A 26,744-nucleotide genomic window follows, 5' to 3' on the forward strand; every position below is an offset into this window, starting at 1 on the left:
TAAATTACGATAAAAACAGGCGGCGTATTCTAGCACGCGGAAGCCGGGTGCGCACCCTTGTGAAACGGCCACTGGAACGGTGCGACCAGTTGTAAGGGGTAGCGCGCTCCCTGTTGCCACAATCGCACACTTTCAGCCACCAGCGGTGAACGCAGGTTATCCGCAGTGAGAATCTGCTCTGGCGTCAGCCACCAGCAGCAATCGATGTCATCATCATGCGGGGTGGTCGCGGCACGTTGTGCCAAATCCAGGCCAAAAAGAAACCGCACAAAAGGCGTATTATCCGAGGCGATCCATTGTTGTACGCCAAGAAAATAGTGCGGTGTGGCATCAATACCGGTTTCTTCGAATAACTCGCGTTGTGCGGCTTCCAGCAGGGTCTCATCCGCCTCCAGATGACCGGCGGGTTGGTTCCAGGTGGCGTGTCCGCGTATGCGTTCTTCCACCACCAGTAACTGCCCTTCCGCCTGCACGATGCAGGCGACGGTGACATGAGGTTTAAACATCGATCCTCCCGGATTGTTAACCTGAAGTTATTGAATTCGGACTGACATCACGCCACTCACCCGGTGCCAGATTATCCAGCTGATGTTCCCCCATGGCGAAACGGATCAAGCGCAGGGTAGGGAAACCAATGTGCGCCGTCATACGCCGGACCTGACGGTTACGGCCTTCATATAAGGTGATTTTCAGCCAGCTAACCGGAATGGCTTTGCGTTCACGGATCGGCGGCTGGCGCGGCCAGAGCCACTCCGGCTCTGGTACCCGTTCGACGCCTGCGGGCAGGGTCGGGCCATCATTTAAGGTCACGCCGCTGCGCAGGCGGGATAAATCTGATTCCTGCGGTTCGCCTTCCACCTGCACAAAATAAATTTTCCCGGTGCGTTTGCCTGGCTGGGTCAGCTGCGCCTGTAGCGCGCCATCGTTGGTTAAAATCATCAGCCCTTCGCTGTCGCGATCGAGGCGCCCCGCGGCGTAGACGTCAGTCACGGGCACAAAATCTTTTAGCGTCCGGCGTCCGGCCTCATCGCTGAATTGCGGTAAAACATCGAAAGGTTTGTTAAAGAGTATGACGCGCACTGGACCCCGAGGCCGCGTATCACGACGGACAGGCTTGCGTGACGGGGCGCTGAATCGTTTATCCTGGTGAATTCGTTGGGAAGTTTTTCGCATGGGCTTTGCAGTTGGTGACAATCAGCGCATTATAACGCGAAACTGCGGTGATTGGCGCGGCGGAAATATTCAAGTAGTATTGACGCGCATCTTACAAATCATTAACAAAAAATCGCTCGAAGGAGAGGTTAATGGAAAGCAAAGTAGTTGTTCCGGCGGAAGGTCAGAAAATCACCCTGGATCAGGGCAAACTGGTAGTGCCAAATAACCCGGTCATCCCCTACATTGAAGGTGACGGCATCGGTGTTGACGTTTCCCCCGTGATGCTGAAGGTGGTTGATGCCGCTGTGAAGAAAGCCTACAACGGCGAGCGAAAAATTTCCTGGATGGAAATTTACACCGGTGAGAAGTCAGTAGAACTCTATGGCCAGGATGTCTGGCTGCCGCAGGAAACCCTCGATTTAATCAAAGAATACCGCGTTGCCATCAAAGGCCCGCTGACCACTCCGGTTGGTGGCGGTATTCGTTCTCTGAACGTTGCACTGCGTCAGGAGCTGGATCTGTACGTTTGTCTGCGTCCGGTTCGCTACTACAAAGGCACCCCAAGCCCGGTAAAACGTCCTGAAGATACCGATATGGTGATCTTCCGTGAAAACTCCGAAGATATCTATGCGGGTATCGAGTGGAAAGCCGGTACGCCTGAAGCTGACAAAGTGATCAAATTCCTGCGTGAAGAGATGGGTGTGAAGAAAATTCGCTTCCCGCAGCAGTGTGGTATCGGCGTGAAGCCGTGTTCAGAAGAAGGTACCAAACGTCTGGTGCGTGCTGCCGTGGAATACACCATCACCAACGATCGTGATTCCCTGACGCTGGTTCACAAAGGCAACATCATGAAGTTCACCGAAGGTTCTTTCAAAGACTGGGGCTACCAGCTGGTGAAAGAAGAATTCGGCGGCGAGCTGATCGATGGCGGCCCGTGGATGAAGTTCAAAAACCCGAACACCGGCAAAGAGATCATCGTGAAAGACGTGATCGCTGATGCCTTCCTGCAGCAGATCCTGCTGCGTCCGGCTGAATATGATGTTATCGCCTGTATGAACCTGAACGGTGACTACATTTCTGACGCCCTGGCGGCGCAGGTTGGCGGCATCGGTATCGCACCGGGTGCAAACATCGGTGATGAATGCGCACTGTTCGAAGCTACTCACGGTACTGCACCGAAGTATGCAGGCCAGGATAAAGTGAACCCAGGTTCCGTCATCCTGTCCGCAGAAATGATGCTGCGTCATCTGGAGTGGTTCGAAGCCGCAGACCTGATTGTTAAAGGCATGGAAGGCGCAATCGCCAACAAAACCGTGACCTATGACTTCGAACGTCTGATGGAAGGCGCTAAACTGCTGAAATGTTCAGAGTTTGGCGACGCGATTATCGCGAATATGTAAGCTGCCTTTTTGGGTGGAATGTAGAACGGGAGCCAGTGGCTCCCGTTTTTGTTGGTGCACTTGTACTAGCGGCCGGATGAGGTCAGTCTTTTGAATTTTTTGGCGTTAATTGTTATCTGAGCCTGGTTTCAATTGAGGGAAACAGAATCAACACTAATAAAAAGAATATTCTTAGTTAACTAAGGACATTTTCTTAAGTACAGAAGCCTAATCTTTAATGTTACAATACCTGTTCTTTAGTATTGGTTAGTGATGGTGGTCATAACAATTCATAAAATTTCGAATATCAAATAGTCATATACCTTATGAATATGTTAAAGATGAACCACAGAAAAGAGAACATCCCGGGGTAAAGAAAGACTATGTCAAAATTTTATGCAAATGACGATATAAATGAAAAAATTAAACTATTTCTGGAGGAGGCTTTTCCCGGGATAAAAGGCTATAAATATGGATATTTCATTATAAACAAAAAGGATTTAAATGAAATTCGCATTATAAATAATTTTCCTGAGTGGTTTGATTTATATGTGGAAAATGTGCATCAAATGGTAGACCCGGTAGTAATGAAGGCACTAACGAGAGTGGAAGGTTTTAACTGGAATGAGGAAATTATTATTTCTTCAAAGTTAGCCTTGCCGAAGGTAATGCTTCATGCGAAAGAGTATGACATCAATAATGGGCATACATATATAATTCATGACTACAAAAACAATCTAGCACTGCTGTCAATTTTTAATGACCAGATGGCTGATTTAGCAGGTGAAAACACACGAAATATTGATATTGAACTGTCTGTTTTTGTGAAGGTTCATCAAAAATTACTGTCTTTGTATGATTTTTTCAAAATAGATAACAATAATCACACTATTAAATTCACTTCCAGAGAGAACGAAATTCTTTATTGGGCAGCTGTTGGTGAAACTTATAGGGAAATTGCATCACATTTGGATATCACAGTGTCTACAGTGAAATTTCATATGGCAAAGATTGTGCAGAAGTTAGAGGCTGTCAATGCAAAACATGCAATCAGATTAGCCTCTGACTTAAAATTAATCAATGTCCCCACAGGTGATTAATAAAGCGAGATAGTTGTCAATGATATTTGTACATACTATGCAGATTTATTCTTTAAAGCATCGTTTAGACAAAATACTGCGTTGTCCTTAGTTGGCATAATGATCAGATAGATGTATTCTTTTTTTTCAGATGTCCCAATTTTTTGAACTTCTATGTTCCATCCGGCTTTAATTAAACTGCACAGCAGCTGCTCGGATGCGACGGCATAAATGCCATCGTAACCAGATTTTTTTGCGAAAGAATGAATATTCAGGAAGAAACGAAGTTTTAAATCCCTTGCGAATTCGTAATCTGTATCTCGCTCTGTGTCAATGAATAGACGTGTAACTTCTACATAATTACCTTCAGGTAATGTTATCTTATCGAAATATTTATAGAAAACCCCAGTAAACATGTTATCAAAATGCATGTCAATAAACCGGCATCCGCAAATTATTTTTCCTTCCTGTTTTCCTATAAGATAATGTGTATTCTCATTATCATATTCATCAAACTCCATGCCATCTTTGCATTTCACTAACCAATCCAATTTATCTTTAAATATTTTTTTTCTTATGAAATAAAATTCGGTGAGATCTTTTTTTAGCATGTTGCTGTAATTACATGATTCAAATGTAATCATTATAACGATTCTCGGCTATTTGAGTTTATTGAGATGAGTTTTAAAGAACAGAACTAAATTACAATGGATGATTTTGTGCGTTGATTAGAAACTCTTGCAACAAAAACTCTCTGTGATTTGTCTGAAGTTTTTATCAGTTATTGGCTTAAGTTTAGATGATTAGATGAAGGTATAAAAAGAGTGTCGTCACAAAACAGATTTCATCTTACAAGAAAGCATAAAATCATGTTATAGATTTTATTAATAATACAACATTATCTTTGCAGAAAGGATATCAATCATTACATGATTTCTTTAATTTTACATGTTAAATTTTAAAAGAATAATTAACGAAATTTTCGTGAATGGTGAGGTGGTCAAGTCTTAATTTTTTTAGTATTCGATTAGTATTCGACTCATCTATAGGCATGAAAACATAATGCACTGCCTCTCCTTTTTCAGAATAACCTGATTCTAACACTTTTACGCACCAACCTGTCCTCCGATATATATATAACATAGCCTCGCTTGCTATAGAGTAAATTCCTTCATAATTATTCCGTCGAGTGAAATTTATGATTGCGATAAAAATCAGTGCGCAGACAGGGTGATTAAATAACTTTAATTTATTTATGCGATCTTTATCAATAAATAGCCTGCTGGCTTCCAGATAATTTCCGGTTGAAATCTTAATGTTGTTAAAGAATAAGTTAAAAACACCACATTTCAACATGTTGGGTTTGTCAATTTCAATAAGTCGCACACCGCAAATCACCTCATTACAGTATTTTCCCAGTATATAATTGGCATCATGCGTGTCATATGCATCAATCTCCTTCTCATCAGTGCAATTTACTGCCCAATCAAGCCTGTCTTTAAAAACCCTTTTTCTAAGATGGAACAGACTGTTGGCTTCATTTTGTGTAAGAAAAGAATACGGAACAACATATAGTTGAATCATGTAATATTTCCTTTTAACTTTATATTTAACCTTGGAATGGATATACAATTAAAAAACACAACTATACCAAAGTCAATAAACAATACCTTGGTAAATTTTTTTGTATTGGAAATTGAAGGTAAAGTTAAAAAATTAAACAGGCATCACAACTTGATAGTCACGATTGTGATATCTTATATAGTTTTTTTTGTGTGATATGCTTTAAAAAAAGCATGCCTCAGTAACTTAGTGAATATCGACCGTAATATATTGCACTTTTTTGATGTTCATTAAACTTACTGTCTTTGTGTGAGCCTTTTAAAAAAGATAACAATAATCATCGTCTCACAATATTTAAGCGATAATTTGCATGATTTACAGCTGACAACCTGAATATTCTGTCCGTCAATTTGATAACCCGTGAGCGCTAATAGGCTCATTAACAATAACGAATAGAAGCCTCCCACCTCAACCTGAGAGGCTTTGAATGTTCTTTACTGTTAAAGAAATAGTCCGGAATAAAATGCGTAAACACCGATTAGCATAAAAATCCAGGAGAAGACTCCGAGCCAGTCATGTGTGTTCATTGGGCTACATGGTCCGGCCTGATTCGAAAGGAGAAATATCGTAAACAATCAGATTAAATATACTAAAAATCGTCGCTTGGGCGTGCCTGGTCTGAATCCATTCATAGTGTATTCCTGTCACCAGTGGCATTTTCACCAATATTATCAGAAGGTTTATTGTCGCCATTCTTCAGCCTGCAATCACCCCCGTCCTTCAAAACCATCCATATAGGTTTCCGATATTGCCTTGGCCATATTTTCTCGCCAGTGGGGTGATACATTTTCCTTGTATTCTTTACCGGCGAATTGGGATGTGCCATGAATGGATTTTATGAATTCATCACTACGGTAATAATTAACGCGTTGTTGTATGTCCGTTGCCGTCAGTCCGGCCTCACGATCTTTTTTTCCCTGTTGCCAGAATTGTTCGAAAAAAGGCGTCATTAGGCGGATTGAGTCCGCTTTATTCATTCTGAAATTAGGATCATTGTCATCAACAGTATGAACAAAATGAATAGCATGGCGTTTTGCGCTATTGTCCGATTGGGCACAACTACTAAGAAAAACCAATGATAGCGCGATGGCGCTTATCGCCAGGGTATTTTTAAGCATGTTATATTCCATTATTTAGGTAAATATCAGGCAAAAGTTTGTGATTATTGCCATTATTCCATCTGGGGTATTTGATATATGACTGTAATGCCGTAAAAAGGGTGCCTGTTTACCACCCGGATTGTCAATCTTTTCCTTCAGAAAATAATCCAGGGTGATACAGATAACATTCCCGATAGCTGAACGGTGTTTTTTGTCGGATAAACCGTTATCGTCAGCGTTCAATGACAGGAGGGGTTATGCAGGGTGTAATGAAATTCATTAAGGGCTGGCTGGTTTTTTCACTGCTATGGGGCATTTTTATGTGGTTTGTTTCCTGGCAGGCGCAGGGAAAAGAACCCGGCCTCGCGATAGTGATGAGCCTGTATGCTGGCCTGATTTATCAGGCGTTAATGACCATGGTGGCGCGCTACAAAACCCGTAAATCACAGGCCTGATTTTTCGCATCTGCTCAAGGCTCAACACGCAGCTTTGCGCTGCACTGACACTAATTTGCAAAGCCTCAGGCAAGCTAGGCGCACTTTTGGATCATTTTGTGGGTGAGTGGATAATGAGGAAGATGCCGCTAGCTGCCTGGTTTTTTCTGTTGCTGTCATTTGGATCCTGTGCGCAGCCGGTACCCGCGCCCCCCAGTATGCATGTGTACAGTGGTCGTCACTTCAATGCTGGTAACAACGGTCTGGCGGATGTGGCTGAAACGCCGGATGAACATATTCAGGAAAGGCGTGATGATGTGGGATACCATCAGTAATGCTGGCTGGAGCCTGAATGTTGATGAATAAAAAAGCTGCGATCGCAATGATCGCAGCGAAGATGAGTGGTTAACTCTGCAATATTACCTGTTGTAGTACTTCCAGGCCTGAGTCCAGCTGATACCTGTTTCTGGCTCGTAATGTAACTGAGACCATTCACCGGTCTGGCTACACCAGCCAGCAATGACACATTGGAACAGCTTGCCTTTGTGTTGCACCACATCACCGGCTTTATAGTCGCTACCGTAAACCCATTCCGAATACCCCGTGGAATCAGAAAGTGCCGGAACGGTGATATCTTTCACCAGTGTGCGGGATTCCTTACCAGCAGCGACGGACACAGTGACTTTCAGGTTCTGTACCTGATTGGTTTTGTTAACCGTAAAACTCTGTGTAGCCAGCCCATTGCTGCCACCCTGGGCACTCGATGGAAGTGTCCATTGATAGGCCGGCACGCTGGTTGCTGTGGCAGAAGAAGACACGCCACCGGCAAAAGTGATGTTGCTGCCGTTGTCTGTGGGGAGGATGACTAATTCCAGAGCATCAATAAATGCCTGATCATGGTTTTGTGCCTCCTGAGTGACTTCAATCGGATGAGTTTGCGTGGCGGATCGCGCACCTTTCACACTCGAAGCATTGACTTCGACAAGGTAGTTCCCAGCGGTCAGACCAGCTTTAATCTGTCCATTCGGGTCAATACCATTAGCCACAATCTGGGAGCCCTGTTTCAGGGTCCATTGATAACTGGCCTGGTCAAAATTTGCCCTGGCCTGCATTTGGGCCGGATTGGCGGATGGCATACTGTCTGCACCGGTAATCCCGACGCCGGGTTTCACCACGTTAATGGTCACGATGGCTTCGCCGGATTTTTGCTTGCTGTTAGTGGCGGTCAAACGGAATGTTGCTGAAACATCGAACAGACCCTTGGGTACCACAATTTCAGCGGATTCTTTATCGTAGGATTTAAGCGTAATTTCGCTGTTACCCTCCGTACGTTCCCACCTCCAGATCACATCCTGCTGATTACTGCTGCCGGTAACCGTATAGCCAAAACCCACATCATTGGTACCGACGACGGAGAGCGTCGCGGTATTCAGCGATACCACCGGGGCCAGACTTTCGTCGGCGCTGGAGGTGCAAAAGTCCTGGCCGTTAAAGTTGTAACTGGCCGGCCCGGAGAGGATCTCATTGACTTTGGTCGGGATACCTTGCTGCGAATCGATAACCCTGGTATCAACAACACCGTTATAGTCTTCGGTAAAGTTATAGTAGCTGCCGTTCGCCAGCTTATTACAAACAGCCGCGTTCATACTATTCAGAATCAAACCATTATCGTTACTGGCCGCCCAAACAAACAGGCCACCTAATTTATATTTTTTAAGCAGGTCACCTTTGGCAATGACTGAACGCTGCGAGTCAAAGGTTTCAACCTGAGCCGTTGGATTACCCTTTACCGGGGCAATGGGTTTCCAGATATAGGCAGCTTCAGCCTGTTTATCGTAATAGGTATCCTGCTTCTTGCTGATAAAGGTGTCGTACAATTCGCGATAGTCAGTCACACCATTTTCAAAGGTTCCATTACTGCCAAGTCCTTTACGGCTGACCTCTTCGCCATTGGCAATCCCATGCCAGAAAAGTTTGTCATGCTGCGGTTTGACGCTGACACTGTGCCAGCCCCGGCTATAGGCAGCGGCACCGACCACCAGTTTTTCGGAGGGGAAGTCCGGGTTATTATCGAGAATGGCTTTCACTGCGCCTTCGGCACTGAAACCGCGTTGCGCCTGTTCGCCAGTCATATCGTTACCCTGGCCATCAATAATGATATTGCCCGCTTCGTCTTTGAGTTTGTTCTGATTAGCTTGTTGGTAATAGGTTCCGGCAATCGGTTTGGCATAGACTCCCGCATGATGGCCAGGGTTACGGGCAAAGGCACCGTACATGTCGTAAGTCATGATATTGATAAAATCAAAATCATCTTTCAGGCTGTTAAAATCGATCGCGGCGAGTTTAGCAGGTGAGGCGCTGACGGCGGCACTCAGTTGTTTACGTTGCGCGCCGCTATATTGGGTATCCATCGCGGAACGAAGTTGTTTGACCAGCGCTGTATAGTGTTCTCTTTCATTCTGATAACCATCAATCGCCAGGTCGCCTATGGCTGACGTTCCGGTAAAACCGACGAATTCCCAGTCAAGATCGATACCGTCCACGAAAGGATATTCGCTCAGGAAATTCATAATGGATTTAACGAAAATATCACGGCCTTCTTTGGTTTCTACCATGGCGTGAAACGGCGCACTCATTGACCAGCCGCCGACGGAGACCATCACTTTCAGCTGCGGGTTCGCTTTCTTCATTCTTTCCAGCGCTTTCAAACCAAAATATGAGGCCTGAGGATCGTAACGCGAGACAGAAAAATCACCCTGCTGTTTAGCTGGTGTATCATTACCCTCCCAGCTGGTTTCTCCGTTTTCCACCGGGAAATTACCCTGGCCGCACATGGCTTTAAGGATTTTTTGCCCGCGCTCGTTGCCTTCAGCGATCAGCCCGGTATTGTTGGTCACTGGCAAGGTAACATTTCCCGGACGTTGTGCACCAAAATCACAAAGACCGAGGAAGCTCCAGAATATATGAGTAAGGTTTTTCGCCGGAACTAAATCGGCGGTATATGATCGTTCCCAATAAGCCCATTCATCGAAATACATGCCGACGATCTTATTGCTGTTGAGCTGAAAGGGGACATTCTTTTCCAGATTTGCTGCAAATCCATTCTCATTTTCACTGAGAATCAGGTTGCTGCTATTCCCTGATGAAGGATAAATATCACCTGGGTTAGCATATTCAACTTTGTAAACCTGGTAATTTTTGGGGCTGTGCGGATGCAGCCCCTCCATATCACTGCTCCATGCTTTCCATTGTATTTTCGTTTTCAGTCGGTCACCACGATGGCGGCTCACATCGCCTGCGCTACCGCTATGCTCTTCAGCAATGGTACCGCTTTCGTCAGGTGTGACTTCAACCGCAAATGCATTACCACCATAAATCGCCGATAATGTCGCTATTGCAATTACTGATAACTTCTTCATCCCTAAATCTCCAATGTTTAATTCCGTTACAAGAATAAACAAAATATGTCTAAAGGGGCTTGAGGAAATTCTTTGCAATAATAAGAATGAGAGAAGTGGCAGGAGAAATTTCTAAGTCAGGCAGGATAATAAAAATAAAGGGGAGTAGGCAGGACGATATTTGCGCCTCCATGCGCAACCTGAAATGCTTATTTCCTTCCCAGCAGAAAACCGACGACTATGCCGACACTGGCTGCCAGCGCTAATCCGGTCACCGGATTATCACGTACGCTTTTAATGACGCAATCAGCAGCATCCTGAGCCGCATAGCTGGCTTTTGCCGGATAACGTCGGGCTGCACCTTTGAGCTGATGGCGGCGTGAACCAGTGACTTCGCCTACTTTCTCTTCTACTGCTCCTGCTGCTTCATTCAGTTTTGCTTCCGCTTTTCCAGTCATAAATGACTCCCTGATGGTTGTGAATCTCTCTTTCAGCGTAGTCAGGGAATACGTCACCAGCAACCGCGAGGAACAAGGGGTTTGCAGGAAACCAGAATTCTGTCCAGGCTTGGTACAGGTAATAAGCGTCAGGAGGAGCGATGAAACGCGATGTGTTAAACGAGGACGATTATGACGAAGTTTGCCGGGTGATTGGTGATGCGGTGATTGTGCTGGCGGAATGCGGGCACGAAACCAAAAGAGAAGAAATCACTGACCTGCTGAAGCGAACCCGTCACCATCGCGCCCATGATGAGCGCGATGAGCAACGTATGCTGGAACATGCTATCCGGCTGGTCAAGCCATGATAAAAATACCGGACGTCCGGCCTGATTTATTCCAGCAGCACACCCTGAATCAGGCTGGCTTTCACCACCGTGACATCCTTAATGTTCAGAGCGCGCATATATCCTTCGACCAGCAGCAAATTGCTCACGTCGGTGGCACGATAATCGCCAGTCAGTTCGCTATCGCCTTTCCAGACCTGTTGTTTTGACGCCTGCTCAAGCGCTGCCAGATCGTATTGATTGCCTCTGATTTTCAGCTGATTCTTAATAGAAAAACCGTGCACACCCCCGATACCGACCACCCGACGGTTGCTGAGGTCCTGTTTAATTTGCGCCGGGACATCGTTGTGGGCATAAAACTCGACAAAACGCAGTACGGAAGGGCGCCAGGAGCCGATGGGATTCGGAGAGGTCGCGGAAGGTTGGTTTTTCAACACATCAACAATGAAATTTTTCAGCGTCACCGAAGCCAGCTTACCCTGATACACATCGGATACCGCTTTCCCCTGCTGTTCGCGCCAGGCTGTCATCTGCATTGAGCCGCCACCAATATCCCACACCAACAGATCTTCATCGCGGAGTTTAGGGTCATTGAGGGCCGCTTTAGCGGAGCGGAAACCCAGCTCAGCTTCCTGCTGCTGGCTGATAATTTTCAGCTGCACGCCCGCCTGCTGATTGAAACGATCAATCACCGCCTGGCCGTTACCGGCAGAACGAAAAACGGCAGTCGCAACGCCGCTGATACGTTGTGGATGATAGCGTTGCGCCTGCGTCACCAGCTGTTGTAAGGCATGCAATCCCTGCTGCTGGATCGCCTCATCCAGCTGATTGTTGCCGGAGTGGGCCAGGGCGTCGTTGAAACCAATCGGGCGCTGGTCCTCAAATAATACTTTTCCCAGTTGATGCTGGCAGATATTGACTTCAGTGACGGCAATTTTGGTGGTGCCAGAACCCATATCGATACCGGCTCGCGTTTGCCAGCAATCGTCGGCAAAGGCCAGAGACGGCAGGGTGATAACGAACAACAGCGATACAACACGCACAGCAAATCTCATAGTGACTCCTGTCAGAGAGAAGATAAAAAGGAACGTTAACCTGCGACGCACGGCTTACGGGCATGTCCAGGTGATCATGGTGTTTTGATAGGGGTTGATTAGACGGAACTGTTTATCCGACAGTCGCTGGGCGTAATAGCCTTCGGGCGTCACTGCCGAGGGGACATACTGAAAACGGTCAGAGGAGTGCAATCTGCCGCTTTGCACGGTGACATCATCTTTGGTGACAGAAAACGCGTTAACCAGGTCAAAAATACGCGCTTCGGTGTTGCCCATCGCCTGACCATAAATGGTGGCGACCTCGCCGGGACAATCCACGCCTTTTGGGGTGGAACTGCAGCCAGCCAGTAACAATAAGGTGAGAACTACGGTGATTCGCAACATGGTCCTGTTCCTGATTCGATCCCTGGTTTGCCGTGGCAGCAAAGTCTGCACAATGACCACGATATGCTGATCATAGCAGGTCTGGTGCCGCTTCCCATTTGCTATTTGTGTAATCGTTAAGCGAGGGAAATGTTAAAGGGTGACTTTGCTAGCAGATAAACGGTATTCTTGCCAACATTGCGCATCAGCTTAGCAGAACAAGGGAAAAGTAATGAAAGAAGAAGAAGCCAGTCTAATGATTCTTCAGCACGCCATTGATCAACTCGAAGCCGATCAAAAACAGCAGGTCATGAACTGTGTTTCGGCGCTACGTGAGGTGATGCAGCAATTCAATCCTGATGACGCCGGTCTGGCGCTGATGTTAGTGGCGGCTGAGGTTGCCGCGCAAGAGTAGGGCCCGCAGCGCGCCGTCAGGTCCGAACGGCGCGTGTTTCCTCACTGGTTCATTTCTCCCACCAGCCAGCGGTGGATCACCCGCACGATATAATGCTGCTGCTCCGCGGAAAGTGGCTGATGTGCGGCAATACCGTGCCATTTCGCCAGGCAGCCGCGACAACAGGTTGCGGTAGCATGTTGGGCGATAAACACCGGGTGGTCGCGCATCGGCGTCTGCTTGCCATCGTTGTGCGGTTCGGCTTCCGCCAGACGACGCGCGATAAAATCCGCAGCGTGCTGGTCGATGATATCCGGTCCCTTATCCAGACAATATTGACGTTCTTTCGCTCCCAGATGGAAGCGACGGCGAAAGGGCGATTGCGCCAGGCGAGCAAACAGCGCGTTTTCATCTCTCATAACATCCTCCGGCCGCAATAATAACGCATTATCGGGTTTTATACTGTGTAAAATCACAGGGACCAGGCATTGCTGCATTCGGCCGGAGGAGCCGTTTATTTACGCGTTATCAGGTCTTGCAGCCAAAATTGAAATACAGGTCACCTTTTGTGGTGTGCCCGTTATATAATATTCAGCATACTCATGTTGTGTTGGCGTATCATCAGGGAAGAGGATAACGACGTCTTCATCAGATACATTATTTTTATCGCAATAAGCCTCGACGATATTGCAGGCAATGGGCATTTTATTAATACCCGCACTGTCAAGGTAAATGCCCTGATGGAAAGGCACATCCATCTCACGGTTATCAACCCGATCCTTTAATGAGAATGCGTGCTGAGGAAAACTTCCCTGCCTATTTTCATCAACTGACTCAAAAAGTATCGTTTTGGTTAAAACATCCAGAAGCGTGTATTTCGCCAAAAACTCCGGGATATCATGATGCCTTTCTGGTGGCCCCAGACGCGCGGAAATAACACAGCGGAAAACTGCTTTTGCATTAACCTCATTAAATAGGTCAACTATCGTCTGTTGCTGGTTTTCATTGGGTGCACCAACCAGGACCTGCTCGCCATTAGCACTGCGTTGCTTCAGCGTATTATCATGATCCCAGCAGATAAAAAATTGAGGGGGATTTTTTCCTTCTTTCTTACGTTCTGCAATGATGTCGTTCATGGTTTTATCGACAGCATGAAGCGTAGCCATGAGGTGGGCTTCTTTCACCGGCTCGGCATGGATATGAACGCCATCAATAACGTCGCTGCTGACATTATATTTTGTATAACTTTCCATGTTGATCTGGTTATTATTACTGAATTTTTTGCAACCCAGCAGGCCACTAAAACATTTTGCTTTGGGTGCTTCATCACGCTGAGTGCGATAGAAATCGCCACGGGAAATATTGAAATCGTTCATACTATTCCTCATTTTCCATTAAATTAAGATGCGTTGCCATGACGATTCTAGAATGGTCAGATAACGCAGCTTAATGATTATTTCGTGAGTTTTCCCAGACACGGTTTTTCATATGACCGTCGGATTTCCGGCAGAGAAAAAGCGGTTGAGGTCACATTAATCCTTATCCTGGTTCGATTGGCCTCAGGCTGTGCTAAACCTGACTAAGAGTCCAAAAGGAGGATGAGATGAAAAAGACACTGTTTCTGATTGGTACTTTTAGCCTGGGTCTGCTGCTGGCAGGCTGTGCATCTGATCATGTTATGCATACCAATGACGGTCAAACCATTGTCACCGAGGGCAAACCGATGGTGGATAAGGATACTGGCATGATTACTTACAAAGATATCTACGGCAAAGAACAGCAGATAAATCAAAGTGAGATCAAAGACATGTCTTCTGTTGATAACTGATTTAATCCTGCGATAACCCTCCGGCCCGCATCTGGCGGGCCACTCGTCGCCGCAACAGCGCATTTTGTGATAACCTCCGTAAAACCCCAATGAAATCATTATCTAACCTCAGCGGAGGATCCAATGAAGGCGATAGCTATTGTCGCTGGCCTGGTGGCGTGCCAGATCGCACCCGCCTGGAGTGAAAGCGAATTCCAGGTCACCTGTCCGGGACGGCCCACGATGACGGTGTCGCGTGCTGAGTACGGTCTTAGCATGTTGATGTGGCCAACAGACCATTTCCAGATTGCGGCTGGCCAGCAACGTACCCATTTGCAGGATGGTGATAAGGTGGCAATCACCCGCTTCCGCAATGGCGATCAGTTGATCGTCAATAAAAACAACGGCGACACCTTTTTCGTTTACGCCGACAGCGATAAGCTATTGCCCTGCAAACGCACGGAAAAACGCGATATTGATATCCTCTCGCTGGAACGTTATGACGATAACCAGCATCCACCTTCATAATGAATTGCCGCCACAAGGAGCCGCCAATGCAACTCAAGGTTACGGAAAAGGTGACACATCAGGATCTTGATGAAGTTCGCCTCGGGCTAACTGCGTTTAACAGCCGGTTTATCAATATTGATGAATTGAAATCGATTGGCGTGTTTGTCACCGATGATGAGGGTAAAAAACTGGCCGGGCTGACAGGCTCCACTGCTGGTAACTGGTTGCGCATTGATATGTTGTGGGTGAGTGATGCTCTGCGTGGTCAGGGGGTGGGCAGTAAATTGATGCAGGCGGCGGAAGAAGAAGCGCGTGCGCGTGGCTGCCGTTATGCCCAGGTGGATACCGCCAGCTTCCAGGCCCGACCTTTTTACGAAAAACTGGGTTATACGCTGCGTTTTAGCCTGGATAATTATCCGCGCCACCATCAGCGTCATTATCTGAGCAAAACCCTCTGATTAACCCGGCGGCAGCTGACGTAAATCCAGCGGCGCCTGTTCCGCTTCATCAATTGCCGCCAGCCAGCTTTGCAGTGTCATTTTTTGCCACGCCAGATGACCGCGGGTAGTACTCATCAGCACCACGTCCGGGCGCAATGAACGATACAGATCGAGTGACTGGAGCAGCTCAGCCGGATTGCTCTCCGGCACCAGTACACTAATCCAGCGATTATGCTCACGCGTCAGCGTATCACCGACAAACAAATAGGTACGCCCATACGGGGAGTGGTAGAGAAAGCTGCTACTGCCAGGGGTGTGGCCGGGGGTGGGTAACAGATGAAAATCGCCAAAATGCGCTTCCTGCTGGCTGAAGGTGTCATCAGGTTCAATCACCCGACTGACCGGACCAAGAGCGCGGCTGTGACAATACAATGCGCTATTAAAACGCTGCTGAATCATCAGCGCCCCTGGCGCGGCTTCATGCCAGTGGGTGAGATAATGACGAATGACACCGCCAGCATCGGCCAGCACTTCATGATCGAGCAGGTTTTCAACCCGGCCAATCAGCAGGTTGCCGCGCGGATGGCGCAGCATAAACCCATGCATCATCAAATCACTTTCCGCTTCTTCGGCGGGAAATTCCGGTGTGGAGATCCACAAATCGTCGTATAGCGGCTTCATTGTCGGTCTCCTGCGGCAATGCCGTTAGCGCAATGTCGGGTGGCCGGTAAAGGCGAACTGAGCTTCTCCGTTACGAATCTGCAAACTGGCGCTGGCACCAAGGGGGAGCGTGACGGTGTCAGCTGCATGACCAAAAGCTAAATCGCTGATCACCGGTAGCTGATACTCATCCCGGATACGCTGCCAGACGGTGGCAAAATCAAAGCCGTTGTCGTAGTCAGAAAGGGAGGTACTGGTGAAGCTGCCGGTCACGATCGCCTTTTGCCGCGCCAGGATGCCGCTTTGATGCAGCTGAATCAGCATGCGTTCAATACGGAAGGGATGTTCATTCACATCCTCGATCACCAGAATGCCATCTTCAATCTGCGGCAGCCAGGGCGTACCAATCAGCGAGCAAATCATCGCCAGATTGCCACCCCATAAGGTGCCCTGCCAGTGCCCTTCATCAGGGCTGTCGCTGCGCCAGTTAAGATTGACTGTAGGTGATGTCAGCGCTTGCCAAAAGTGGTTAACGGTAAAATCAGATAATACCTCTGCGCCGAAATTGCCGGCCAGCATCGGTCCGCTAAAGGTGATGAGCCCGGTCTGTGCCAGCAGCGCCAGCTGAATCACGGTGAAATCGCTGTGACCACACAGGGCCACCGGCTGGTTCAGCAACTGGCGCTGCAAACCCACGTAGTCAAGGTTATCCAGCAGCCGCGATGCACCATAACCGCCACGTACCGCCAGCACGATATCTGGCAGAGGGCTGAGGGCTGCCAGTTGATTGACATCGTCCAGCCGTTGCTGGTCATCACCGGCAAAACGCTGGAAACGGCGCACAATGGCGGTCTGATTTTCAAGATGATGGCCTTCAGCCTGCAAACGCGTCACTGCGCGCTGGGCGGCATCCTGATTGTGGCAGTAACCGGAAGGGGCGATCAGACGTATCGAACGGGGGGCAACCATAACTCTCATCCTGCTGTGGGCTGGCTTGTCGATGATGACGAAATGCGTAACGGAAGTCACGACCTGGCAAGGTTTTTTACGTATTTAGGACAAACGGCAATTTTACCTGGCCGTAAGCCAGGTATGATAGCTTGCGCCGAATCTATTGCGGAATACAAAATTCAGTGAAAATCCGACTACTTATGCTCTCTGCGCTGTTGCTGGCGGGATGTGCCAGCGAACCGCAAACTGTTGTGACTCCAGAGAAAAATACACCGTTAACCCAGGCCCCACCGTCGAAAATCAATGATGCCTGGTCAATGTTTACTGAAGATGCCGCCAGTCATTATGGCGTTGATGAGAAGTTAATCAGCGCCATTATTAGTGTCGAATCGGGGGGGAACCCCACGGTGACCAGCCGCTCCAATGCAGTTGGATTGATGCAGATTAAAGCCTCCACGGCGGGCCGGGCGGTGTATCGCGCCCAGGGACGCCGTGGTCAGCCAAGCTCCTCAGAGCTACGCGATCCGGCGAAAAATATTGATATCGGTACTGCCTATATCCGTATTTTACAGGAGTCAGAGTTAGCGGGGATCCGCGATCCGCTGACATTGCGTTACGCCACCATCGTCTCCTATGCCAATGGGGCAGGGGCGTTGCTGCGCACTTTCTCGCGTGACCGCGATCGCGCCATTGCGATGATCAATGCCATGAGCCCCGACGAATTTTATCAGCATGTGCAAAACAAGCATCCGGCGGCCCAGGCACCGCGTTATTTGTGGAAAGTGACCACCGCGTATCGCACCATCGGTTAACGGCTGACGTATCTTGTAGCGGCGCGATTTATCGCGCGGTTACGTGTTCGCTGCTGGAAAAACATGCGCGATAAATCGCGCCGCTACGTCTGATTATCCCTCCAGCAGGAGTCTTGCTGTGGGGTAATCGACAATCAGCACATTCACGTAGCCGCCGCGTAATGCGCCGCGAATCGCCTGCGCTTTCTCTTTGCCACCGGCCAGCGCCACCACCTGCGGACAGCTTTTGACCTGTGCCAGCTCCATGCCAATAACCGGATCTTCTGCCGCGCTCAGCACCGGTTTCCCCTCGGCATCAAAGTAATGCAGGCAAATATCACCCACCGCACCGCGTTGTGCCAGGGTGCGCAGCATCTCTTCATCGTAATAGTTGCCGGAATTACGCAGCAGCGCCGAAGGTTCGAGATCGCCAATGCCGACAATCGCCAGGTCCACCTGCTCAAATTTCTCCAGTACCACCGCAACATCAGGGTTAACCGATAACCGCTGGCGATCCTGCACTGAATGTTCAATCGACTGTGACGGCAGCAGCCATGCCGGACAATTTAGCAGCGCTGCCAGATTCTGCGTCAGAATGGTGGCCTGGACATTGCCGTTGGTCCCCACACCGCCCAGCAGTTGGATGACGCCGCGACAGGGGGCATTAAGCGGATGCAGTGCATCCACCATCGCGCGGATGGTACCACTCCAGGAGGAGATGCCAATCAGCTCGTCGGCGCGTAAGCGGGTTTCCAGATAATGCGCGGCCGCCGAGCCAATGGATTGCTTAATTTGCAGAGCGGATGCCTGCTCCGGTACATCTACCACAATCGCCTGCGGCAGCTGGTAAGCCTGTTCAATGGCTTTCTCCAGCTCCGGGAATACGTTGGCGGGTGGCACCACACTGATTTTAACGACGCCTTCTTTCACACTGCGGTTGAGGATGCGTGAGACAAAGGATTGCGACAGTTTCAGCAGCTGCGCGATGTCCGATTGCTTCATCCCCTCGAGGTAATACAGGGTGGCAATTTTCACCATCAGCCGTTGTTCGTCCTGTTTTGCCATGGTTTTTTCCCTCTTCAGATCTGCCTGGTATTGTTAATCACCCGCTGAGAAATAACAACGCAGAACAATTTGTGATCGTTTTCGCTTTTTCAGGATCCGGCATTGGACGACATCCATTGGCGGGTGCATAGTCATTATGCATATAAAATCGCAATTGAATATATATTCAAGCGGAGAAAAACCAATGAACGCGAACCTCGTCAAAGTTACCCTGCTGGCTTCACTCCTGACGTTGTCTGCTGCCTCGCAGGCGGCGGATAAGGGCCTGCTGGCCATTATTACCCCGTCACACGATAACCCGTTTTTTAAAGCCGAAGCGGATGGTGCGCAGGAAAAAGCTAAAGCCCTCGGCTATACCACGCTGGTCGCTTCACACGATGATGACGTCAACAAGCAAAACCAGTTGATCGAAACGGCCATTGCGCGCAAAGCCAAAGCGATCATCCTGGATAACGCCGGGGCGGATGCCACCGTCGGGCCGGTACAGAAAGCGAAAGATGCCGGTATCCCCACCTTCCTGATTGACCGTGAAATCAATAAAACCGGTGTGGCGGTGGCGCAAATCGTCTCCAACAACTATCAGGGCGCGCAGCTGGGCGCAGAGAAGTTCGCTAAATTGCTGGGCGGCAAGGGCGACTATGTCGAGCTGCTGGGTAAAGAGTCTGACACCAATGCGGGCGTGCGTTCACAGGGCTACCACGATGTGCTGGATGATTACAGCGACATGAAAATGGTGGCACAACAGAGTGCTAACTGGAGCCAGACCGAAGCCTTCAGCCGCATGGAAACCATTCTGCAGAAAAACCCCAATATCGTCGGGGTGATCTCGGGTAACGACACCATGGCACTGGGTGCGGAAGCCGCACTGAAAGCCGCAGGCAAAACCAACGTGATTGTGGTCGGTTTTGACGGCAGCGATTACACCCGCGACTCGATCCTGAATAAAGGCAATATCAAAGCCACGGTATTACAGCCGGGCTGGGATCAGGCGCAGATGGCGGTGGAACAGGCGGATTACTACCTGACCCACGGCAAAGCGCAGAAGGAAGAGAAACAGCTGATGGATTGCGTGCTGATCGACGACAGCAACGCTGCGAAGCTGAAAACCTTCCGTCTGGCGCAGTAACGCGGAGGTCGGCATGAAGGGCAAGGCAGCAGGCAGATTGATCATGGCGGCGCTGACGTTGCTGCTGACGGCATGCACCGTGGTGGATCTTGATGCAAACGGCAATCCCATCATGCCGAAAGATCCCCACGCGAAACCGGGTTACACCAACCAGACGCCGCAGCAAATCGCGGAAGAAAGCTGGCAAAGCCGGGTCGCACAGCCAGCAGAAAAACAGGCGCTGAGCTGGGGTGATATGGAAACCAAAAGCCATACGCTGAAAGCGGGCACCAGTGAAAGCGTGTTTGTGCGCGCGGGCGGCACGGTGACGGCGCTGGATAGCAGTAACGATCGCGAACGCGTCCTGACCGTCACCATCAATGGTAAACCGGTGAAGGTGTTGATCGGTCCGGTGCTGCGCAGCAATGCGATTCGTGATGCGGCGGGCTTCCGTTTCGAAGAGTTCACCAATCAGGTGCAGTACGCACAGTTGACCAAAGCGCTGAATCGCCACGCGGTGAAACAGCTACCCACGGTGGATGCCAGCTGGGTGGGTAAACCGCTACAGGCGATTCTGGCGGTCACCATGGGGCCGGGGACGGTGGATGAAGTGGTGGCTGTGCAGTTGCAACAGGGGAACGGATGATGAGCGACGAAATTATCCTGCAGGCGAATCATATCTCGATGTTGTTCCCCGGCACGCTGGCGCTGGATCGGGTGGATTATCGTGTCTGGCGCGGCAAAGTGAACGTCATTATCGGCGAAAACGGTGCCGGTAAATCGACGCTGATGAAAATTCTTGCCGGAGTCCAGCAGCCTACTACCGGCGAAATGTTTCTTAACGGACAGAAAGTGGTGTTCGCGAGTACACGCGATGCGGCACGACACGGCATCGGCATGGTGCATCAGGAGCTGAACCTGTTTGAAAACCTCAGCGTGTCTGAAAACATTTTTCTCGGGCGTGAGATTCAGCGTGGTATCCGCCCGATCAACGAAGCGGAACAGGCGCGCCGTACCGCCGCGCTGATGCAGCGCCTCGATCAGCCGATCTCGCCGCAGGAAAAGGTGGGCAACCTCAAAGTCGGACAGCAGCAACTGGTGGAAATCGCCAAGGCGCTGGCGGAGGACGCCGACATCCTGATCCTCGACGAACCCACCTCGGCGCTGAGTAAAACCGAAGTGGAGATTCTGTTCCGGGTGATCCGTGAACTGACGCGCCAGGGCGTCTCGATTATTTATATCTCGCATCGGCTGGAGGAGCTGATGGCGATTGGTGATGTGATCACCATTCTGCGCGACGGTCGCTTCCAGGCGGAAGCGCAGGTGAGCGAGATCGATGTGCCGTGGATTGTGCGCGAGATGCTCGGCAGCGAACCGGTTAGCAACTTTCTGCCGCCGAATCGCCAGTTTGGTGCGGCGGTGCTTGAGGCAGAACACATCACCTGTGTCAGCCCGAATGGCAACACGCTGGTGGATGATGTCAGCTTCCATGTGCGTTCCGGGGAGATTGTCGGCATTTACGGGCTAATGGGTGCCGGGCGTACCGAGCTGTTCGAGTGCCTGCTGGGTAGCCAGCGTAACTATCTCGGCAAGCTATGGCTCGATAGCAAGCCGTTGCCCACGCGTTTGCCAACCGCAGAACGTATCCGCATGGGGATGAGCCTGGTGCCGGAAGATCGTAAACGTGCCGGGATCTTTCCCATCTCTTCTGTCGCCAGCAATCTGACCATCGCCAGCCTGTGGCGACGCCTGTCGCACCGCATGGTCATTGCCCAGCAGGCGGAGCGCGAAGCGGTGAACAGCACGGTGGGCAATCTGGCGATCAAAGTGTCATCGCCGGAGGTGGCTATCAGCGCCTTGAGCGGCGGTAATCAACAGAAGGTGGTGATTGGTCGCTCGCTGTTAACCAATCCGCGCCTGCTGCTGCTGGATGAACCGAGTCGCGGCATTGATGTCGGGGCCAAAGCAGAGGTGTTCCGCATGATGGTGCGCCTGTCGGAGCAGGGTATTGCGGTGCTGTTTTCCACCTCCGATCTGAAAGAAATCATGGCCGTCGCCGACCGTATTCTGGTGATGTCCGGCGGCAAACTTACAGCCGATCTTCCGCGCGCAGAAGCAGAAGAAGCGGCGCTGGTTAAAGCAAGCGCACAGGGGTTCTGAAGATGAAAAGCAACAGCGCCGTGGCGTTCGCCGCCCAGCCAGCAAAAGCCTTTAACTCACGCGAAGGGCTGATCCTGCTGCTGTTAAAACTACGCACCTTTATCGCGTTGTTCCTGATTGTCGGTTTCTTCTCGGTGACGGTGCCGGATTTTCTCGCACTCGGCAGCATGGTGATTATGGTGAAGCATATCGCCATCAACGCCTTCCTGGCGCTGGGTATCACCTTTGTCATTATCACCGCCGGTATTGATCTCTCCATCGGTGCGACGCTCGGGCTGTGCGGCATGATCGCGGGCTGGCTGATCACCAAAGGTATCGTGCTACCGATGTTTGGTATCGCCATCTTCCCCAGCGTGTGGGTCATTGTGCCGCTGGTGCTGCTGGCAGGAGCCTTAATTGGCGCCGCCAACGGCTGGATCATTACGCGTTATAACGTCGCACCCTTTATCTGCACCCTTGGCACCATGTATATCCTGCGTGGTACCGCGATGCTCACCTCCGGCGGCGAGACGTTTCCTGGCCTGCAAGGCAATCCGCTGCTCGGCAATACCGGTTTTGACAAAATCGGTGCCGGGTATTTTCTCGGCCTGCCGTGGGCCATCTGGATGATGGTGCTGCTGGCGCTGGTGATCGCCTATATCGCCCGGCGGTTGCCGTTTGGCCGCCAGGTGTATGCGATTGGCGATAACGAGCGGGCGGCAGAACTCTCCGGGGTGAAGGTGAAGCAGGTGAAAATCTGGGTTTATACCTTGTCCGGATTCTGTGCAGCGATCGCCGGAATTGTGGTGTCATCGCAGCTGGTGGCCAGCCATCCTGCCAACGGCACCTCGTTTGAAATGAACGCCATCGCGGCAGTGGTGCTGGGCGGTACGTCGCTGGCAGGGGGACGTGGCACTATTCTGGGCACGCTGGTGGGGGCCTTCGTTATCGGCTTTCTCGCCGATGGTTTAATCATGATGGGGGTCAGCGAATTCTGGCAAATGGTGATTAAAGGCATCGTGATTATTGTCGCGGTGATCATTGACCAGATGCAAAGCCGGATGCAGCAAAAAGCCGCAGTCGTGGCGCAGAAGGCGCTGATCGAGGAGGGGGGCAGCAACGCAAAAGTTTAATCGGTTGGGGTGCAGGCGGCCCTTGTCTGTCCCCCTTTTTTTGCTATGCAGGAATATATATTCAGATTCGATTTAAAATTCAGAGGTAACCATGAATCCTTTCAAATACTCTGTGGCTGAGCTGACCGCCAAAGCGCGGGCGGTGCGTCGGCGGATTATCCAGCTCAATGCGGGCAGCCCGGCAGGTGGACACACCGGCGCCGATCTGTCGCAGGTGGAAATCCTGACAGCCCTCTATTTCCGCATTCTCAATTGTGCACCCGATCGGACTAACGATCCGCAGCGCGACATCTATATCCAGTCCAAAGGCCATGCGGTGGGCGGTTATTACTGCGTGCTGGCGGAAGCGGGCTATTTCCCCACCGACTGGCTGCCAACCTATCAGCATGCCGACTCGCACCTGCCGGGCCATCCGGTGCGGCAAAAAACTCCGGGTGTCGAGCTGAATACCGGCGCACTCGGCCACGGTTTACCGGTGGCAGTCGGGATCGCGCTGGCAGCGAAAAAGGATGGCAGCAACCGCATGATTTATGTGGTGACCGGCGACGGTGAACTGGCGGAGGGCAGTAACTGGGAAGCGGCGCTGGTGGCGGCGCATTATGGCCTCGATAACCTGGTGATCATCAACGACAAGAACAAGTTACAGCTGGCAGGACACACGCGCGACATCATGAACACCGATCCTCTGCCGGAAAAATGGCGTGCATTCGGCTTAGAAGTCACCGAATGCAACGGTAACGATATGGCGGCGGTGGTGGCAACGCTGGAGAACCTGCCGCGCAATGGCAAACCCCAGGTGGTGGTGGCTGATACCGAAAAAGGCTTTGGTGTTTCGTTTATTCAAAGCAAGGCCGAGTGGCATCACCGGGTACCGAAGGGAGAAGAGGTCTCACAGGCACTGGAGGAGCTGAAAGATGAGTAATGCACAACACCTGGCCAACGTGATGGTCAACGCGTTTATTGACGCGGTCAATCGTGGTATCGATCTGGTGCCGGTGGTGGCGGATTCGACATCTACCGCCAAAATATCTCCCTTTATCAAGGCATTCCCGGATCGGCTGGTGAATGTCGGTATTGCCGAGCAAACCCTGGTGGGCACCGCTGCCGGGCTGGCGATCGGCGGCAAAGTGGCGGCGACCTGTAACGCTGCGCCTTTTCTGATTTCACGCGCCAATGAACAGGTGAAAGTCGATGTTTGCTACAACAACACCAACGTCAAACTGTTTGGTCTGAATGCCGGAGCCAGTTACGGCCCGCTGGCCAGCACCCACCACAGCATTGACGACATCGCCGTGATGCGTGGCTTTGGCAACATCGAAATCTATGCGCCTTCCTGCCCGCTGGAGTGTCGTCAGATCATTGATTACGCGCTGGAACATGTTGGGCCGGTGTATATCCGTCTGGATGGTAAAGACCTGCCGCAACTGCACGATGAAAACTACCAGTTCCGCCCGGGTCAGATTGATGTATTGCGCACCGGGCGTGACATTGCGCTGGTGGCGATGGGATCGACGGTACACGAAATTGTCACGGCGGCAGAGCAGTTGCAGGCACAGGGGATCGATGCAGGTGTGATCGCCATTCCATCGATTCGCCCTTGTGATACCCAACAGCTGCGCGAACTGTTAAATCACTATCCAGCGGTGATCACCGTGGAAGAACATAACGTTAACGGCGGTGTAGGCAGCCTGGTAGCGGAGGTGCTGGCCGAAGGAGGCTGTGGCATCCCGCTGTTACGGCTGGGGATCCCGGATGGGCAATACGCTATCGCCGGAGATCGCGCCTCTACCCGTGCCCGGCATAGCATTGATGCTGCTGGCGTAGTGAACAATGCAGTGCGCATTTGCGCAGGAGCGTGAACATGGCAGGGCCGTTAATACTGGCGATTGATGAGGGCACCACCAACGCCAAAGCGATTGCCGTGGACCGCAGTGGCACGGTAGTGGCGCGTGGCAGCCAGCCGCTGACGCTGGCCCATCCACAACCGGGGCTGGCGGAGCAGGACCCGCTGGCGATCTGGCAGGCGGTAAAACAGGCAGTGACGGATTGCCTGGCACAATGTGACGGTGCGCCGGTAGCCGCCGTGGCGATCAGCAATCAACGTGAGTCGGTGCTGATCTGGCAGCGGCGTGACGGGCAGCCGCTCACCCCGCTGGTGAGCTGGCAGGACCGCCGTTCCGAATCGTTCTGCCGTGATTTGCGCCAGGCGGGCAAAGCGGCACGCATCACCGGCCTGACCGGGCTGGCGGTTGACCCGATGTTTCCCGCCGCCAAACTGACCGGCATGTTGGCGACGCTGCCGGACGGTCTGGCGCGCGCGCAGGCAGGAGAGCTGTGCATTGGCACCGTTGATAGCTGGTTAAGCTGGCAACTCACCGGCGGCGAGTGTTTTGTGACCGACCATGCCAATGCGGCCCGCACCCAGTTGTATAGCCTGCATGCGGGTGACTGGGATGATGAGCTGCTGGCGTTGTTTCATATTCCGCGCGCCGCCCTGCCACAAATTGTCCCTTCTGCCAGTGCGCAGGGAGTGGTAACCATTGGCGATATCCCCGGTTTAGCACCCGGTACGCCGCTGCTGGCGCGTATCGGTGATTCCCATGCGGCGTTACAGGCACAGCGCAACGGCAGCGAGGAGGTGGTGAAGGCCACTTACGGCACCGGATCGTCCCTGATGATGTCGATGGCTACCCCGTTGCTGACGGAAAACGGCCTCAGCACCACGGTGGCCTGGCATGACGGCACTTTGCGTTTTGCCTTTGAGGGCAATATCACCCACACCGGTTCTGGTGCAGCCTGGCTCGGGCGCATGATTGGCGTCAGCGATCCGCGGGAACTGACGCGCATGGCGCAAAGCACGCCAGATAACCAGGGGGTCTATTTTGTTCCGGCGCTGTCCGGGTTGGGCGCGCCCTGGTGGGATCTGAAAGCACGCGGCATGTTATGCGGCTTAACCGATGCGGCGACACCTGAGGTGCTGGCGCGGGTGGCACTGGAATCAATCACCTTTCAGATCGCCGATGTGTTTTTCGCCATGGAACAGGCGAGTGGCGTGCAGCTGGCGACGCTGTGCGTGGATGGCAGCGCCACGGAAAACAGCTGGCTGATGCAGCTGCAGGCCGATGTGTTACAGCGTCCGCTGCACCGGGCACCGACGCCGGAAGTGTCGGCGCTGGGCGCAGCATTGCTGGCCGGACGTACGCTGAGCTGGTGGCAGCAGGGCAGTGAAATGGCGGCGTTGCAGGGTGGCAGCGTCATCTATCCACGTGAGGAGCGGGCGAAACAGATACAGGAAAACTATAAAGGCTGGCTGGACGCAGTCTCACGCTGCCGTTATCAGCCCCATTAGTCTGGAACAGTGCGGCGCGGGCAGGCCGCG

Annotated in this window: 31 protein-coding genes; 17 read left to right on the forward strand and 14 right to left on the reverse strand. The window is 51.1% G+C overall.

All coding sequences use genetic code 11. The features are described 5' to 3' along the window. Positions 1 to 29 precede the first annotated feature (29 nt). Positions 30 to 506, reverse strand: coding sequence for an NUDIX domain-containing protein (locus AC6I8X_RS08010; protein ID WP_497840854.1), 477 nt, complete (start codon positions 504 to 506; stop codon positions 30 to 32). Between the two features lie 16 nt (positions 507 to 522). Continuing rightward, entirely contained in the window at positions 523 to 1,173 is a 651-nt protein-coding gene (rluE, locus tag AC6I8X_RS08015; protein WP_497840855.1) for a 23S rRNA pseudouridine(2457) synthase RluE, read from the reverse strand. A gap of 131 nt (positions 1,174 to 1,304) precedes the next feature. Between rluE and icd the strand changes: the two genes are divergently transcribed. Together icd and AC6I8X_RS08025 are read left to right on the forward strand one after the other, a co-directional pair. Continuing rightward, positions 1,305 to 2,555, forward strand: a complete 1,251-nt coding sequence (icd, locus tag AC6I8X_RS08020) for an NADP-dependent isocitrate dehydrogenase (RefSeq protein ID WP_084873924.1) — start codon at positions 1,305 to 1,307, stop codon at positions 2,553 to 2,555. 362 nt (positions 2,556 to 2,917) lie between these two features. Then, positions 2,918 to 3,634 (forward strand): helix-turn-helix transcriptional regulator, encoded by a 717-nt coding sequence (locus AC6I8X_RS08025; protein ID WP_497840856.1) that lies wholly within the window; start codon positions 2,918 to 2,920, stop codon positions 3,632 to 3,634. 35 nt (positions 3,635 to 3,669) lie between these two features. Here the strand turns inward: AC6I8X_RS08025 and AC6I8X_RS08030 are convergent, their stop codons facing one another. The 3 genes from AC6I8X_RS08030 to AC6I8X_RS08040 form a co-directional block, all read right to left on the reverse strand. Continuing rightward, positions 3,670 to 4,257 (reverse strand): acyl-homoserine-lactone synthase, encoded by a 588-nt coding sequence (locus tag AC6I8X_RS08030; RefSeq protein ID WP_497840857.1) that lies wholly within the window; start codon positions 4,255 to 4,257, stop codon positions 3,670 to 3,672. A gap of 307 nt (positions 4,258 to 4,564) precedes the next feature. Next, the gene (locus AC6I8X_RS08035; protein WP_497840858.1) at positions 4,565 to 5,197 is read right to left on the reverse strand and encodes an acyl-homoserine-lactone synthase; all 633 of its coding nucleotides are present in this window, start codon (positions 5,195 to 5,197) and stop codon (positions 4,565 to 4,567) included. 746 nt (positions 5,198 to 5,943) lie between these two features. Continuing rightward, positions 5,944 to 6,354, reverse strand: a complete 411-nt coding sequence (locus AC6I8X_RS08040; RefSeq protein ID WP_497840859.1) for an Exc2 family lipoprotein — start codon at positions 6,352 to 6,354, stop codon at positions 5,944 to 5,946. A gap of 239 nt (positions 6,355 to 6,593) precedes the next feature. Between AC6I8X_RS08040 and AC6I8X_RS08045 the strand changes: the two genes are divergently transcribed. Both AC6I8X_RS08045 and AC6I8X_RS08050 read left to right on the forward strand, forming a co-directional pair. Then, positions 6,594 to 6,791 (forward strand): DUF6404 family protein, encoded by a 198-nt coding sequence (locus tag AC6I8X_RS08045; RefSeq protein ID WP_084873931.1) that lies wholly within the window; start codon positions 6,594 to 6,596, stop codon positions 6,789 to 6,791. 122 nt (positions 6,792 to 6,913) lie between these two features. After that, a complete protein-coding gene (locus tag AC6I8X_RS08050) occupies positions 6,914 to 7,105 on the forward strand; it encodes a hypothetical protein (RefSeq protein ID WP_497840860.1) in 192 nt (63 codons plus the stop codon). Between the two features lie 84 nt (positions 7,106 to 7,189). On the opposite strand, the gene AC6I8X_RS08055 is transcribed toward AC6I8X_RS08050, so the two are convergent. After that, a complete protein-coding gene (locus AC6I8X_RS08055) occupies positions 7,190 to 10,189 on the reverse strand; it encodes a glycoside hydrolase family 18 protein (protein WP_497840861.1) in 3,000 nt (999 codons plus the stop codon). Between the two features lie 188 nt (positions 10,190 to 10,377). After that, positions 10,378 to 10,626 (reverse strand): CsbD family protein, encoded by a 249-nt coding sequence (locus AC6I8X_RS08060; RefSeq protein ID WP_313686263.1) that lies wholly within the window; start codon positions 10,624 to 10,626, stop codon positions 10,378 to 10,380. A 140-nt stretch (positions 10,627 to 10,766) separates the two neighbouring features. Between AC6I8X_RS08060 and AC6I8X_RS08065 the strand changes: the two genes are divergently transcribed. Further along, a complete protein-coding gene (locus AC6I8X_RS08065; protein WP_299452160.1) occupies positions 10,767 to 10,973 on the forward strand; it encodes a DUF2767 family protein in 207 nt (68 codons plus the stop codon). Between the two features lie 26 nt (positions 10,974 to 10,999). Here AC6I8X_RS08065 and AC6I8X_RS08070 read toward each other — a convergent pair whose 3' ends face one another. Both AC6I8X_RS08070 and AC6I8X_RS08075 read right to left on the reverse strand, forming a co-directional pair. Beyond that, entirely contained in the window at positions 11,000 to 12,007 is a 1,008-nt protein-coding gene (locus AC6I8X_RS08070; RefSeq protein ID WP_497840862.1) for a Ppx/GppA phosphatase family protein, read from the reverse strand. Positions 12,008 to 12,061: 54 nt separating this feature from the next. Then, entirely contained in the window at positions 12,062 to 12,391 is a 330-nt protein-coding gene (locus AC6I8X_RS08075; protein WP_299452165.1) for a hypothetical protein, read from the reverse strand. Positions 12,392 to 12,602: 211 nt separating this feature from the next. On the opposite strand from AC6I8X_RS08075, the gene AC6I8X_RS08080 reads away from it, so the two are divergent. Beyond that, on the forward strand, positions 12,603 to 12,785 hold the full coding sequence (locus AC6I8X_RS08080; RefSeq protein WP_313686269.1) for a hypothetical protein: 183 nt from the start codon (positions 12,603 to 12,605) through the stop codon (positions 12,783 to 12,785). A gap of 41 nt (positions 12,786 to 12,826) precedes the next feature. Here the strand turns inward: AC6I8X_RS08080 and AC6I8X_RS08085 are convergent, their stop codons facing one another. Both AC6I8X_RS08085 and AC6I8X_RS08090 read right to left on the reverse strand, forming a co-directional pair. Continuing rightward, on the reverse strand, positions 12,827 to 13,183 hold the full coding sequence (locus AC6I8X_RS08085) for a DUF4186 domain-containing protein (protein ID WP_497840863.1): 357 nt from the start codon (positions 13,181 to 13,183) through the stop codon (positions 12,827 to 12,829). A 99-nt stretch (positions 13,184 to 13,282) separates the two neighbouring features. Further along, complete coding sequence (locus AC6I8X_RS08090) at positions 13,283 to 14,140, reverse strand: hypothetical protein (protein WP_313686273.1); 858 nt, start codon at positions 14,138 to 14,140, stop codon at positions 13,283 to 13,285. Between the two features lie 227 nt (positions 14,141 to 14,367). On the opposite strand from AC6I8X_RS08090, the gene AC6I8X_RS08095 reads away from it, so the two are divergent. The 3 genes from AC6I8X_RS08095 (at position 14,368) to AC6I8X_RS08105 (ending at position 15,539) form a co-directional block, all read left to right on the forward strand. Next, positions 14,368 to 14,592 (forward strand): YgdI/YgdR family lipoprotein, encoded by a 225-nt coding sequence (locus tag AC6I8X_RS08095; protein WP_313686275.1) that lies wholly within the window; start codon positions 14,368 to 14,370, stop codon positions 14,590 to 14,592. Positions 14,593 to 14,715: 123 nt separating this feature from the next. Then, a complete protein-coding gene (locus AC6I8X_RS08100) occupies positions 14,716 to 15,099 on the forward strand; it encodes a hypothetical protein (protein ID WP_497840864.1) in 384 nt (127 codons plus the stop codon). 26 nt (positions 15,100 to 15,125) lie between these two features. Continuing rightward, positions 15,126 to 15,539, forward strand: a complete 414-nt coding sequence (locus AC6I8X_RS08105; protein WP_299452181.1) for a GNAT family N-acetyltransferase — start codon at positions 15,126 to 15,128, stop codon at positions 15,537 to 15,539. On the opposite strand, the gene AC6I8X_RS08110 is transcribed toward AC6I8X_RS08105, so the two are convergent. After that, positions 15,540 to 16,202, reverse strand: coding sequence for an MBL fold metallo-hydrolase (locus tag AC6I8X_RS08110; RefSeq protein WP_313688494.1), 663 nt, complete (start codon positions 16,200 to 16,202; stop codon positions 15,540 to 15,542). Between the two features lie 24 nt (positions 16,203 to 16,226). Continuing rightward, positions 16,227 to 17,150: a muramoyltetrapeptide carboxypeptidase gene (gene ldcA / locus AC6I8X_RS08115; RefSeq protein WP_497840865.1), complete on the reverse strand. Its 924-nt coding sequence runs from the start codon at positions 17,148 to 17,150 to the stop codon at positions 16,227 to 16,229. A gap of 152 nt (positions 17,151 to 17,302) precedes the next feature. Here ldcA and emtA point away from each other — a divergent pair, with 152 nt between their 5' ends. After that, entirely contained in the window at positions 17,303 to 17,944 is a 642-nt protein-coding gene (emtA, locus tag AC6I8X_RS08120; RefSeq protein WP_208717101.1) for a membrane-bound lytic murein transglycosylase EmtA, read from the forward strand. A gap of 93 nt (positions 17,945 to 18,037) precedes the next feature. Here the strand turns inward: emtA and AC6I8X_RS08125 are convergent, their stop codons facing one another. Beyond that, positions 18,038 to 18,988 (reverse strand): sugar-binding transcriptional regulator, encoded by a 951-nt coding sequence (locus AC6I8X_RS08125; protein ID WP_084873946.1) that lies wholly within the window; start codon positions 18,986 to 18,988, stop codon positions 18,038 to 18,040. A gap of 184 nt (positions 18,989 to 19,172) precedes the next feature. Here AC6I8X_RS08125 and AC6I8X_RS08130 point away from each other — a divergent pair, with 184 nt between their 5' ends. From AC6I8X_RS08130 to AC6I8X_RS08160, 7 genes are all read left to right on the forward strand, one after another. After that, positions 19,173 to 20,114 carry a D-ribose ABC transporter substrate-binding protein gene (locus AC6I8X_RS08130; RefSeq protein ID WP_313688490.1) on the forward strand — a complete coding sequence of 314 codons (942 nt, stop codon included), beginning with the start codon at positions 19,173 to 19,175 and terminating at the stop codon, positions 20,112 to 20,114. 13 nt (positions 20,115 to 20,127) lie between these two features. Continuing rightward, on the forward strand, positions 20,128 to 20,739 hold the full coding sequence (locus tag AC6I8X_RS08135) for a DUF2291 family protein (protein ID WP_497840866.1): 612 nt from the start codon (positions 20,128 to 20,130) through the stop codon (positions 20,737 to 20,739). Next, positions 20,739 to 22,253, forward strand: coding sequence for a sugar ABC transporter ATP-binding protein (locus AC6I8X_RS08140; protein WP_299453146.1), 1,515 nt, complete (start codon positions 20,739 to 20,741; stop codon positions 22,251 to 22,253). Before AC6I8X_RS08135 ends, AC6I8X_RS08140 begins: the two co-directional genes overlap by 1 nt. Before the next feature lie 2 nt (positions 22,254 to 22,255). Further along, positions 22,256 to 23,365 (forward strand): ABC transporter permease, encoded by a 1,110-nt coding sequence (locus AC6I8X_RS08145; protein WP_208714696.1) that lies wholly within the window; start codon positions 22,256 to 22,258, stop codon positions 23,363 to 23,365. Positions 23,366 to 23,456: 91 nt separating this feature from the next. Further along, on the forward strand, positions 23,457 to 24,287 hold the full coding sequence (locus tag AC6I8X_RS08150; RefSeq protein WP_497840867.1) for a transketolase: 831 nt from the start codon (positions 23,457 to 23,459) through the stop codon (positions 24,285 to 24,287). Beyond that, positions 24,280 to 25,224 carry a transketolase family protein gene (locus AC6I8X_RS08155; protein ID WP_313688888.1) on the forward strand — a complete coding sequence of 315 codons (945 nt, stop codon included), beginning with the start codon at positions 24,280 to 24,282 and terminating at the stop codon, positions 25,222 to 25,224. Before AC6I8X_RS08150 ends, AC6I8X_RS08155 begins: the two co-directional genes overlap by 8 nt. A 2-nt stretch (positions 25,225 to 25,226) precedes the next feature. Further along, positions 25,227 to 26,714 (forward strand): FGGY family carbohydrate kinase, encoded by a 1,488-nt coding sequence (locus AC6I8X_RS08160; RefSeq protein WP_497840868.1) that lies wholly within the window; start codon positions 25,227 to 25,229, stop codon positions 26,712 to 26,714. Positions 26,715 to 26,744: the final 30 nt, after the last annotated feature.

It is taken from the genome of Pantoea sp. X-Soil-TKNS-1280 (assembly GCF_059730475.1).